The organism is Starkeya nomas (assembly GCF_902703545.1).
Taxonomy (GTDB): Bacteria; Pseudomonadota; Alphaproteobacteria; order Rhizobiales; family Xanthobacteraceae; genus Ancylobacter; species Ancylobacter moscoviensis.
This window is the reverse complement of sequence record NZ_CACSAS010000029.1, coordinates 21399-33105: the sequence shown is the minus strand read 5'-3', so window position 1 is coordinate 33105 and position 11707 is coordinate 21399. Positions and strand designations below refer to the sequence as shown.

Annotated in this window: 13 protein-coding genes; 7 read left to right on the top strand and 6 right to left on the bottom strand. The window is 65.4% G+C overall.

What is annotated here, in order from left to right; translation table 11 throughout:
* Positions 1-42: 42 nt before the first annotated feature.
* From STARVERO_RS22220 to STARVERO_RS22205, 4 genes are all read right to left on the bottom strand, one after another.
* Positions 43-441, bottom strand: coding sequence for a DUF3085 domain-containing protein (locus tag STARVERO_RS22220; RefSeq protein WP_159602215.1), 399 nt, complete (start codon positions 439-441; stop codon positions 43-45).
* An 8-nt stretch (positions 442-449) separates the two neighbouring features.
* A complete protein-coding gene (locus tag STARVERO_RS22215; protein ID WP_159602213.1) occupies positions 450-1052 on the bottom strand; it encodes a DUF1419 domain-containing protein in 603 nt (200 codons plus the stop codon).
* Positions 1053-1222: 170 nt separating this feature from the next.
* Entirely contained in the window at positions 1223-1900 is a 678-nt protein-coding gene (locus STARVERO_RS22210; RefSeq protein WP_159602211.1) for a hypothetical protein, read from the bottom strand.
* A 227-nt stretch (positions 1901-2127) separates the two neighbouring features.
* Positions 2128-3054 (bottom strand): DUF3991 and toprim domain-containing protein, encoded by a 927-nt coding sequence (locus STARVERO_RS22205; protein WP_159602209.1) that lies wholly within the window; start codon positions 3052-3054, stop codon positions 2128-2130.
* Between the two features lie 1240 nt (positions 3055-4294).
* Here STARVERO_RS22205 and STARVERO_RS22200 point away from each other — a divergent pair.
* Both STARVERO_RS22200 and STARVERO_RS22195 read left to right on the top strand, forming a co-directional pair.
* The gene (locus tag STARVERO_RS22200) at positions 4295-4669 is read left to right on the top strand and encodes a hypothetical protein (protein WP_159602207.1); all 375 of its coding nucleotides are present in this window, start codon (positions 4295-4297) and stop codon (positions 4667-4669) included.
* A gap of 179 nt (positions 4670-4848) precedes the next feature.
* Positions 4849-5112 (top strand): hypothetical protein, encoded by a 264-nt coding sequence (locus STARVERO_RS22195; RefSeq protein ID WP_034462619.1) that lies wholly within the window; start codon positions 4849-4851, stop codon positions 5110-5112.
* A gap of 35 nt (positions 5113-5147) precedes the next feature.
* Here the strand turns inward: STARVERO_RS22195 and STARVERO_RS22190 are convergent, their stop codons facing one another.
* Together STARVERO_RS22190 and STARVERO_RS22185 are read right to left on the bottom strand one after the other, a co-directional pair.
* A complete protein-coding gene (locus STARVERO_RS22190) occupies positions 5148-5633 on the bottom strand; it encodes a DUF305 domain-containing protein (RefSeq protein WP_159602205.1) in 486 nt (161 codons plus the stop codon).
* A gap of 197 nt (positions 5634-5830) precedes the next feature.
* The gene (locus tag STARVERO_RS22185) at positions 5831-6022 is read right to left on the bottom strand and encodes a heavy-metal-associated domain-containing protein (RefSeq protein WP_159602203.1); all 192 of its coding nucleotides are present in this window, start codon (positions 6020-6022) and stop codon (positions 5831-5833) included.
* A gap of 155 nt (positions 6023-6177) precedes the next feature.
* Between STARVERO_RS22185 and STARVERO_RS22180 the strand changes: the two genes are divergently transcribed.
* The 5 genes from STARVERO_RS22180 (at position 6178) to glgP (ending at position 11693) form a co-directional block, all read left to right on the top strand.
* A complete protein-coding gene (locus STARVERO_RS22180) occupies positions 6178-8730 on the top strand; it encodes a heavy metal translocating P-type ATPase (protein ID WP_159602201.1) in 2553 nt (850 codons plus the stop codon).
* Positions 8727-9164 carry a Cu(I)-responsive transcriptional regulator gene (gene cueR, locus STARVERO_RS22175; protein WP_159602199.1) on the top strand — a complete coding sequence of 146 codons (438 nt, stop codon included), beginning with the start codon at positions 8727-8729 and terminating at the stop codon, positions 9162-9164. Before STARVERO_RS22180 ends, cueR begins: the two co-directional genes overlap by 4 nt.
* Positions 9161-9655, top strand: coding sequence for a DUF411 domain-containing protein (locus STARVERO_RS22170; RefSeq protein WP_159602197.1), 495 nt, complete (start codon positions 9161-9163; stop codon positions 9653-9655). Before cueR ends, STARVERO_RS22170 begins: the two co-directional genes overlap by 4 nt.
* 110 nt (positions 9656-9765) lie before the next feature.
* Positions 9766-9969 carry a DUF2934 domain-containing protein gene (locus STARVERO_RS22165; RefSeq protein ID WP_159602195.1) on the top strand — a complete coding sequence of 68 codons (204 nt, stop codon included), beginning with the start codon at positions 9766-9768 and terminating at the stop codon, positions 9967-9969.
* A 29-nt stretch (positions 9970-9998) separates the two neighbouring features.
* Positions 9999-11693, top strand: a complete 1695-nt coding sequence (glgP, locus tag STARVERO_RS22160) for an alpha-glucan family phosphorylase (protein WP_200837949.1) — start codon at positions 9999-10001, stop codon at positions 11691-11693.
* The last annotated feature ends 14 nt before the right edge of the window (positions 11694-11707 follow it).

Genomic DNA, 11707 nt, shown 5'->3' with positions numbered 1-11707 from the left:
GGTCGCGAGAAGTTGCGGGAACGGGCCGCGTGGCCCGAGAGGTCAGCGGCGGATCGGCGTGATCGACATGCTGTCGTCGGTCATCGCGATCGTGAGGTGGGTAGCCGAAGGCAAGGCTTCGATCGACCGCACGAGCAGTTCGGCGTCGAGGAAGTCGCTGCCGTCATCGCCGCCGAAATACTGGCGCTTGTAGTGCCAGTAATCGGGGTTGGTCTTCGGGTCGCATTCCTCGGCATAGATGACGAGGGGGCGTTGCCCGTCGGCGAGCTTGCCGTTGGACATGATGTAGACGCCTTCGTCGTCGACGAGCCAGACGCCGGGCTTTTCATCCTTGCCGGGCGCAAGACCGTAGTGCGGGTTGCGGAACCCGCCATTCATGAGGGCGTCGATGCGCCCGCGCGTGATCACCGCGCGAACCGCTGTCACGGAAAAGGTGAACATGGCGGCACCTATGCCGCGATCGTGTCGGGCAGATAGCGTAGGTGCACCGGCAGCTTCACCGCGATATCCGCGTCGGTCAGTCGGTCGAGTAGCCGGAAGTCATGGCTCCGATCCTGGCCGTAGACGATCACGATGCGCTTGCCGCGCTCTGCGGCGGAAAAGCGCCAGTCGGCATAGCCGCGATAGGGATCGTGCGTGCTCGACCAGATGTGCTCGAGGCGCTCCTCGCGCGTCATGGCGCGAACTGGCCGCGACTCGCGCTCGACGATCGCCGCGCGCATCCGCTCGGGCGACTGCCGGTCGCCAAGGTCGCAATAACCGTGGAAATAGCGGACGCGGCCGTCGATCCTCAGCTCGAAGAACACGCTCGCGACGTTGCCGGTGAGGAATTCGCGCATGGCGAACATCTCGCCACGCATCCACAACGGCGGCAGGATCTCGAACATATAGACATGTTCGGCTGCGCCGATCTCGAACCACTCTCCCGCGTAAAGCCCGGTCGCGTCGTCGTCCGTGCGGTTCGGTCGCTCCTTGTGCCGATCGAACATGCGGAACATCTGCCGGCGGTCGGCGGCGCCTTGATAGACCTTGCGGATCGAAAAGGGGATCATGTTGGGCTCCTTTCAGCCTCGTTGGGCCGGAGCGCGGCTCACCCTTCCGGGTTCGCCATCCTCTTCAGCCCTTCTGACCCCACCTTCGCGGCCGCCTCTCCGGTCCGGCGCGTCAAGGGCCGCGCAGCGGGCGAAGCCTCCCTTGACGCGCCGGCCGGGCATGCGGCACGTCATTCCTCCTTTTTCCGTTCCCCCTCTTCCCTCCCTTCCATCGCACGCCGCTCCACCGACCGGATGGCGGCGAGGGCGGCCCTGAACACGGCCGAACCGCGTTCTTCCGAAAGATCGGAGGCCGCGGCGACAGCGGCGCAAGCCGCATGGATATCGTCGTCGCCAATCGCATCGGCCGAGAGCGTCGCGAAGGTCTCGTCGCCGGCGATGATGTCGCCGATCGTCGTGCGCACCTCGCTTTCGTCGAAGGAGAGCAGGATGTGTGGCCGGGGCGTCGACGCATCCGGCGCGGGATCGCGCGCACCGGCAAGGATCGCCTCCGCCTTGGCGACGGCCGAGGCGGCACGTTCGACCCAATAGGCGCTCTGCTTCACATCGCCCGCGCCGCCCAGAACCTTGACCAGGCCGAGCAGGATCTCGAAATGATCCGCCTTGCGCTGCACGGTCTCGTCGAAATGCGACGGCACGGGCAGCGCCGGGCCGCTATAGGCGCAGTCGCGGCCGTCCCAGGCGCCCGTGACATAGGTTTCGCCGGCGGATTCATAGTCGCGCGTTTCCGCCTCCCAATCATCGTCCTCGATGGCGAGGCGGCAGGCCTCGGCAAGGCTCGGCGCCTCATAGGAGCGGTGGCGGTAGACCGGCAGGTGGTAGGTGGTCTCGATCGTGTAGATGGGCATGGGGAGCCGTCCTTCCCTTCGGGTGTTGAAGACACCTTCGGGGCGGCCGCTTCTCCGGTCCGGCGGGTCAGGGGCCGCGCAGCGGGCGCAGCCTCCCTTGACGCGCCGGCCGGGCATGCGGCAGCGCTGACCCATTTCCTGTCCGGCCCTCGGCTTCTCGCCTTCATCTCATATCCGCGCAAACCGGACCCGGCTGATTTCCGCCGCCGGTTCGCAACCTCGGATGATCAGCCGGCCGCCGCGAGGGGCTCGTGTGCAAGCCGGCCGAGAAGCACGAGCAGGTCTTCGTTCCAATCGCCGGCGCGCGGGCGCGCTCGCGCGTAGGCGGCGCCGGTTTCGTCAGCGATCTGCCGGATGCGCTCCGCATAAACCTCGCCCTGCCGATTGTTATCCGTCGCGCCGACAAGACGAGTATTCCGCCTACTGGCCAGGCGACGAATGGCTTCCTCGCTGGCGGGCGACCAGCCGCCGCCGGTGCTGACATAGAGCGTGTCTGGCCGCATAACCTGGATCGCCGCCAGGCTCATGGCGTCGATCGCTGCCTCGGTGATGCAGATCCTTGGCGCTGCCGAAGGACCCAGCCGAAACAGTTCTTTCGCACCGCCGGTCGCGAAACCACGCCACTCAGGGCCACGCTCTTCCCAGCCAAGCAGAGCGCCATCGTCGTTGCAATGAGCCGCCCATATGCTGCCGCGAGGGCCCTCGCGGAGTGCGCCCTGTCCGACGGCGGCGATCACAATCGTATCGGGTATGCCGCGCACCTCGGTGAGGTAGCGCCAAGCCTCGGAGCCGAGCCGTGGGATGGCCCGCCGGTGCCAGCGATCGGCTGCCGCCGCGAGCGGCGTGGACCGGACCTCACGCTGCCATGCAGGCGGGCTCGGCACAAAACCGACAAGCGCGGCGACGTGTTCGCAGGCTTGCGGAAAGCTATGCGCGCCCAGATGCCCGGCCAAATCAAACACGTCACCTTTCGCGGTCGACAAGGGATCGAACCAGCCGCGATCGTTGTGAATGACGATAATGATCTGGGAATCGCGACGGTACTTGACGGCGCGCCGCGTGCTTTCTTTCAAATCGACCTTCCAGCCGCCCTGCTGGAGCAGGGCGGCGCAACCCACCTTGGCTCGCAACTCTTCGATTTCGCTTTTCTCCATGATCCTTCACCTGGCGCGCTTCCCGCCTGGTCCTTTCTGTAGCTGACCCTCCGTTGCCCTATGGCGACGGCAATGCCATCCGCCCGCCGCGAAGCGTGCCGGATGCAAGGGCGCGTTGACAAGTCGTCTCAAAATGGGATCCCGGCCGCGGCGCAGCCTCCCTTGCATCGGGCATCGCGCCAGCGGCATCAACCCGGCTCAGCGAGCCGGGGCCATGGATCATGCTGTTGGACGAGCCTGACATCCGCTTTTCGAGCGTCGCCAGCGGCGAGATCGGGCGTCGATGAGCTGGGCGGACCTGTGGCGGGACCTTCTGAGCGACGAGACAGCTGTCACGGGCGTGCGCTTAAGGGAGAGCCTCCTTCGAATTCATTCACGCGATGTGCGTCAGGGATGGCTGCCCGAATGGGGGAAGACCCGCCCGCGGGGCTTCCGCGCAGCCGCCAGCCCGGCCCCGAAGGGGAGACGCCCAATCCTGTGGTCGCAAGCGAAGCTTTACGCAAACCATCTAGAAGCGGCGCAAACGAGCGGTTATGAGTCGTATGGGGCAGTACGCGCTGCCCTGGGGCGTCGAAACCCCTGCTAGCGGTTGGTGCCGGCCGTTACGGCATCAAACTCCTTGACCTTATGGTCGGGGAGCCTGTGGCGTATGCAACAGGTTCTTCCCGAACTAAAGGCCACAGGGCCGTCTAGCACGGTTTCGAACTCCCCGATCACCAAGAGTCAGAGAGGGTTCGTTTGCGGGGGCGTACCGCAGACACGATCCCAGTGGGGAGCATCGGGTGGTTCAGGACGGAGACCACGTATCGTCCCTGGAGTCGCAGACGGTCGCGGCGCATCGCGCCTATGTCGAGGCCTTGGCAGCGTGGGAGAAGGTCGTGCATATGGCCTCATGCCCCATCTGTCGCCCAGAGGGTCTTACCGACAAGGATCACGAACGGCGCTGCGACAGCGCCGCGCTTGAAAAGGAGCGCCGGCGGGTCGCTTTTCGGAATCTCTGCGATGAGCTTGGCTATGTCCCTGAAGGTCGGGGCATAGGGCTTTCCGCGCCATCCTGCCCGGCCGGGCGGCGCGTGCGGCCACCATCCGATAAGGCGTAAGAGCGACATCCGCGTGCGCCAGCAGCCACGCTAAGAGCCAGCTAAAGCGGCGGTGGCGGGGTGCCATGTCGCGGGCTTGCCCCACTCCCGACATAGCCGTCGCAATACTCGATGATGTTGGCGAATCGATCGAGGCTGGAATGGTGTCGCTTGGCATCGTGCGACCGACTGTTGGGGGACGCTGGCTGCTGAGCTGGCTTCTTGTCGGATGGATCGGAATGTTTGCGCTGGCGCCGGTGCAGATCGAGGTCACGGCTCGATCATTCGCGCACCCGGCGGTCCATTTGATCGCGACGGACGACAACGCGGGGCTCGGGCACTTCGAACAGGCGGTGCACGTTGATGAGTGCGCCAGCGCGACTTGCAGTCTGTTGGCTCCGCTCCCGTCAAATCAGGCCGTCCTGTTGCTTCGGCATGTGAAAGCATCCCTGCAGGCGCCTGATGAAGATGGCGCCGGCCTCGGGCCGCTGGAGTTTGAACGCCCACCGCGTGGCGCCGCGCACGTCCGCACATAGCTTTGCATCGCGCGCCACTCCAAGTGGTGCGCAACCGCTTTCACACATCGTTCCGGTCTTGTTGTCTCACGTTTCGATGCTCACGGCTTCCGTCGTGGGCGTGCGGCGGGTGAGACGCCATGCCTGCATCCCCCAGTGGATCACTGCAGGACAAGCCGGCCTTTCTTTGAAGACATGCCATGAAGAAGATTATGTCCTACGTTGCAACCACCCTCCTATCGGCGGCGATGATCGACGCGGCAGCTGCGAGCGATGCGCAGTTGAGCGCAACGCTGCTGGCGGCGCGATGTCCGGTGGCAAACATCGAGGAGACCTACAAGTCGGACGCGATTTCCGTCTTCAAGGTTGACTGCAAAGGCCGAGGAGACCGGCGCCTCGTCGTCACCTGCACGCGCGCCGGCTGCACCGCATCGAGCGAGCGCAATGATGACGACGAGGGCTGATTGACTTTTACCAGTCACCGGCCGGCGCGCGCACTTTAGCGCAGGCGCGCGGCGATCGCGTTCATCTGTTCGATTTCCCGGCGCTGCCCCTGCGAGATCTCCTCGCAGAGCTTGACCAGTTCCGGGTCCTGCAGTTTGGCCTCGCGGCACATCAGGATTGCACCGGAATGGTGAGGGACCATCGATTGAATGAATTGCCGGTCGCCGACCAGCGCCTGGCTGCGCGTGGCCCAGAACGAGCCGAGCGTCACCAACGCGAACACGACATAGAGAATAATATTCGTGCGGGCGTCCTGATACATGCCGGCCATCGTGGCAAGCATCAAAATTCCCATCGGCGCCCACATGGTCAGGGCCATGTAGAGCATGTTGATGTTGTTGCGATAGTCCGACCATCCGTCGATCATCGTGTACATCACAAGGTACATGACGATCAGGCTCAACAGCAGATTGAGGCCGAGCAACCAGTATGCGCGTGCTCCCGAGTGGCGGTGTCCTTGATGATGAGCCGTCTCGTCCATCGGACGCGTCCTGGTTCTCTATTGTGCCGGCCGTAATTGCGGTGCGGCAAGTGAACGCTCTGAAGGGACGAATGTTTCGAGAAACCGGCGCCCCAAACTCTTCCCGGGGGGCATCGCACGAGCCAACCTGCACCAGCGGGGCCCTCAATTCCAAGACCAGCGCGGCCCGGCGCCAAGCCGGGCCGCATTGGTCGTCGTCATGCGGCGGCCGGATAACCGGCGCGCTGCAAAGCCGCCTCGAAGTCGGCGCGCGGGCGCTGCGAGGCAACATCGACCTTGCGGGTGTTCGGATCGATGGTGACCTTGGCCTGGGCGTCCACGCTCTGGATCGCCTTGGTCACGCTGCGGGCGCAGCCGCCGCAGGTCATATTCTTGATGTGGAACTGCATGAGGATCTCCTTTTGTCTCTCATGCCAATTCAGATGGCGGTTTCCAGCGTGGGAAGGTCAAGAGGGGGCAACATCTTTTTTTGGCCTTGACCTTCCCACGGTTGGAAGCCCCACCTTCCGCTTAGGATTTGCATCAGTTGCGGAAGGATAGGGCCATGAACGCGCCAGTAAGGGACGTCTCTGCCGGCAGAAACGCAGTGATCTTGCCGATCGAGGGCATGAGCTGCGCGTCCTGCGTGGGACGTGTGGAGAAGGCGCTCAAGGCCGTGCCTGGCGTCGAAAGTGCCAGCGTCAACCTTGCAACCGAGAGGGCCGAGGTCACGGCCGAAGCGCCGATCGCCTATGGGGCGTTGGTCGCCGCGGTCGAAGATGCCGGCTATGCCGTGCCATCGACACGAACCGAACTCGCCATCGAAGGCATGACCTGCGCCTCCTGCGTGGCGCGGGTCGAGCGGGCGCTGGCGGCGGTCCCTGGTGTCGCGGCCGCGCGGGTGAACCTTGCCACCGAGCGTGCGACGATCGAAGGATTGTTCGACACGGCCCTGCTCGTCAAGGCCATCGAGGATGCCGGCTACGACGCCCGCGTCGTCGCTGCCGGATCGCCGGATGCAGCGGCGGTCGCGCGCAAGGAGGCGGAGACCGCCGGGCTGAAGCGCGATCTCACCGTAGCGGCGCTGCTGAGCGCGCCGATCGTCGTGCTGGAGATGGGTTCGCATCTCGTGCCGGCGATCCATGAGTTGATCATGCAAACCATCGGCATGCAGACGAACTGGTATCTCCAGTTCGTGCTGACGACCCTGGTCCTGTTCGTGCCGGGGCGACGGTTCTACACGAAGGGCTTGCCGGCCCTGACGCGGTTCGCGCCGGACATGAGCTCGCTCGTCGCCGTCGGCACGCTGGCGGCCTATTTCTATTCGCTCGTCGCGACCTTTGCGTCGCAGATTCTGCCGCCCGGCACGGTCAACGTCTATTACGAGGCCGCGGCGGTGATCGTCACCTTGATCCTGCTCGGCCGCTTCCTCGAAGCCCGCGCCAAGGGGCGGACGTCGGAAGCGATCAAGCGCCTGGTCGGCTTGCAGCCGAGGATCGCGCATGTCCGGCGCGGCGACAGCATCGTCGATCTCGACATCGGCGAGGTGGTGGCGGGCGACGTGGTCGAGGTCCGGCCCGGCGAGCGCGTGCCGATCGACGGCGACGTGCTCGAGGGCGGGAGCTACATTGATGAATCGATGATCACAGGCGAGCCGATCCCGGTGGCCAAGGCGGCCGGGAGCACCGTCGTCGGGGGCACGGTGAACCAGAAGGGCGCGCTCAGCGTCCGGGCAACCGCGATCGGTGATGCGACGGTGCTCGCGCAGATCATTCGCATGGTCGAGGAGGCGCAGGGATCGAAGCTGCCGATCCAGGCCCTGGTGGATCGGGTGACGATGTGGTTCGTGCCGGCGGTCATGGCCGTGGCGGCGGCGACATTTGTGATCTGGCTCATCTTCGGGCCCGACCCGGCGCTGACTTTCGCCGTCGTCAATGCGGTCGCCGTCCTCATCATCGCCTGCCCCTGCGCGATGGGGCTGGCCACGCCGACCTCGATCATGGTCGGCACCGGACGCGGCGCCGAGATGGGCGTGCTGTTCCGCAAGGGCGAGGCGCTGCAATTGCTGAAGGATGCCAGGGTGGTGGCGATCGACAAGACCGGCACCGTGACCGAAGGCCGGCCGGTCCTCACCGATCTCGACGTGGCCGAGGGATTCGAGCGCGGCGCGGTCCTCGCGCGGGTCGCCGCCGTGGAGGCGAAGTCCGAGCACCCGATCGCGCGGGCGATCGTGGATGCGGCAGCGCAGGAGGGGCTGCGCCTGCCAGAGATCAGCCGGTTCGAGTCGATCACCGGCTTCGGCGTCACCGCGGATGCGGGCGGTGTGCGCGTGGAGATCGGCGCCGATCGCTACATGCGCTCGCTTGGCCTCGACGTCGCGCCGTTTGCGGCGACCGCGAGCCGCCTCGCCGACGAGGGCAAGTCGCCGCTCTATGCGGCGATCGACGGCAAGCTTGCCGCCATCATCGCGGTCGCCGATCCCATCAAGGCCACGAGCCCCGATGCGATCACGGCGTTGCACGGTCTGGGGCTGAAGGTCGCCATGATCACCGGCGACAATGCCCGGACCGCCAGCGCCATCGCACGTCAACTCGGCATCGACGAGGTCGTCGCCGAGGTGCCGCCGGAAGGGAAGGTCGAAGCGGTCCGTCGCCTCAAGCAAGCCTATGGCCGGCTCGCCTTCGTCGGCGATGGCATCAACGATGCGCCCGCGCTGGCGGAAGCCGATGTCGGGCTTGCGGTCGGCACCGGCACCGATGTCGCGATCGAGGCGGCCGACGTGGTGTTGATGTCGGGCAGCATCAAGGGGGTCGCCGATGCGTTCGCACTGTCGAAGGCCACGATCGGTAACATCCGGCAGAACCTGTTCTGGGCTTTCGCGTACAACGTCGTGCTCATTCCGGTCGCCGCCGGCGTGCTCTATCCGGCATTCGGCATCCTGCTGTCGCCGGTGCTGGCCGCGGGCGCGATGGCGCTGTCGAGCGTGTTCGTGCTCGGCAACGCGCTGCGGCTGCGGCGCTTCCGTCCGCGGCTTGTGCCGGGCACGCATGACGCCGCGAACCGGCGGGGCAGAGATGCGACGGGTGCATCTGCGGCCCTGGAAAGGAGCGCGGCGTGAATATTGGCGAGGCGGCGCGCGCTTCTGGCGTCAGCGCCAAGATGATCCGGTACTATGAGCAAAGCGGTCTGATCCCGAAGGCGGGCCGTTCCGCGGCCGGCTATCGCGATTACTCGACGACCGACGTGCACATGTTGCGTTTCGTACGGCGCTCGCGCGACCTCGGCTTCTCGATGGCGGAGATCGAGGAGCTGTTGCAGCTCTGGCGGGATCGCAGCCGGCAAAGCGCGGATGTGAAGCGTATCGCGCTGGCGCGCATCGCCGATCTGCGCCGGCGCATCCAGGAGATGGAGGAAATGGCGGCAACGCTGGAGCATCTGGCGTCCTGCTGCTCGGGAGACAATCGTCCCGACTGCCCGATCCTCGCCGATCTGGAACAGGGCGAGGCGGGCAAGCCGCGCCGCTCGCGCGGCGCCATCGATAGCGCGCCATGATCGAGCAGCACCATGCTTTCGTATCCAGGGAGACAAACGTGACGTTCAGCCGCAGGAAATTCATCGGCCTCGCCGGAGGGCTCGGTGCTTCACTCAGCGGCATCACCAGCGTCTCGGCCGCCGGCACGCCGATTGAGGTGACGCGTTCGCCGAGCTGCGGCTGCTGCTCGGCCTGGATCGCCCATCTGCGCCAGGCCGGTTTTTCGGTGGAGGACAAGCTCCTGGACGATCTCGCGCCTCTCAAGACACGGCTCGGCGTGCCGGCCGATCTGCAATCGTGTCACACGGCGACGCTGTCAGGCTATGTGATCGAAGGCCATGTGCCGGCGAAGGAGATCTTCCGCGTCCTGGCCGAAAGGCCGGAGGCGACGGGCCTTGCCGTCGCCGGCATGCCGATGGGATCGCCGGGCATGGAGACCGGCGGTCAAGCGGAGCGCTATGACGTGGTGCTGTTTGGTCCGCGCGGGCGACAGGTTTTCGCGCGCTACTGAAAGAAGCAGCGGCCGCTGCGATCTTTAACATCCATCAACGATGACGGCGCGTCGCGAGCGGAAGCTGCCGGGCGCCTAACACAGTCCGACATCGATGAAGGAGCAGGATCATGTCAGAAGCGCAGGCCACCCCGGAGCAGAATGTCCTTCGGCCGAAGATCGAGCTGCGGGCGTATGAGATCTGGGTACACGAGGGTTGCCCGGAGGGCCACGACGTCGAGCACTGGCTACGCGCCGAAACCGAGATCGCGGGGGAGGGCGCCGAGCCCGAAGCGACGGGTGAGGCCGCAGCAGCTGCCAAGAAGAAGAAATAATCGGGCGGCCTCACGCCGGGAGAGCATTCTTGGATTTTCTCGATCGGTCTATCCGGCGGACGCGCTTTGCCTATTTCTCGATGGAGATCGCGCTTCGCGCCGAGATGCATACCTATAGCGGCGGGCTGGGGGTGCTCGCCGGGGACTCGGTGCGCTCGGCCGCCGATCTCGATCTGCCGATGGTGTTCGTTACGCTCGTGAGCCGGCAGGGTTATGTGCGGCAAGCGATCGACGACCGTCATGGGCAGATCAGCAAGCCCGACCCGTGGGTGCCACAGGATTTCGCGACAGCCTTACCGCAGATGGTGGCGGTGTCGATCGAGGGGCGCGCCGTATGGGTGCGCCCTTGGCTCTATGGGCTGGAATGCCCGCTCGGGCATGTCGTTCCGGTCGTGCTGCTCGACACCGATCTCGAGCAGAACGCCGTCGAGGATCGCCGGATCACCGATACGCTCTATGGCGGCGATCAGGCCTATCGGCTGAAGCAGGAGATCGTGCTCGGCATTGGCGGCCAGAGCGTGTTGCGCGCGCTCGGCTTCCGCATCAAGAAGTATCATCTCAACGAAGGTCACGCCGCGCTGCTGACGCTGCCTCTGCTGCGGGAGACCCAGCGGCCAGACGTTGATGGTGCGTCGGATCCGGTCCGCGGTTATGACATCGCGGCGGTTCGCGAGCGCTGTGTGTTCACGACGCACACGCCCGTAGAGGCCGGATTCGACAAATTCGACTATGATCTCGTCGACCGCGTCCTCGGCGACTACATCGAACGTGATGTCCTGACGCATCTGGCCGGCGTCGATCAACTTAACATGACGCGGCTGGCGCTGAACCTCAGCGGCTATGTGAACGGCGTCGCCCGCCGGCATGCGGAGACGACGCGCAAACTCTTTCCAGGTTATCAGATCGCCTCGATCACCAACGGCGTCCATGTTCATCGATGGACGCACCGCGCTGTCGCAACGCTCTTCGAGCAGCAGTTCTCGAAATGGGCCCATGAGCCCGAAGTCCTCGCCTTCGCTGACCAGATCGACGACCGTGCGCTGTGGGCGGCGCACGAAAACGCCAAGCGCGATCTGTTGGCGCGCATCGCACAGGCGACGGGCAAGCAGCTGCGTCCCGATCTGCCACTGATCGGCTATGCGCGGCGCATGACCGCCTACAAGCGCCCAGAGCTAATCTTCTCCGACCTGGACCGTTTGCGGGAGATAGCGAAAAATCGCCCGTTTCAGATGGTGCTGGCCGGCCTCGCGCATCCAAGCGACGGCGGCGGGCAGGAGGCGATCCGATCGCTCGGCGCGCATATCGAGGCGCTGGACGGTGTGGTCCAGGCGGTGTTTGTGCCCGGCTACAATCTCGACATCGCGGCGGCGCTGGTCGCTGGCTGCGACGTCTGGCTGAACACGCCGCTGCCGCCTCTCGAGGCCTCCGGCACCAGCGGGATGAAGGCCGCGCTCAACGGCGTGCTCAATCTCAGCGTCCTCGATGGCTGGTGGATCGAGGGCTGCGTCGACGGCGTGACGGGCTGGTCGATCCCCAGCAATGGCGCCGACGCGAATGACGCTGGCGCTCTGTACGACAAGCTCAGGGACGTGGTGCTTCCGCTTTACGACGGTGATCGCGGACGCTGGATCTGGATGATGAAGCAGGCGATCAGCAAGATCGGCCCGTCCTTCAACTCTCATCGGATGATGCGGCGCTACGTCACCGAAGCCTACTTGCGTTGACCGGGAGACAAGCG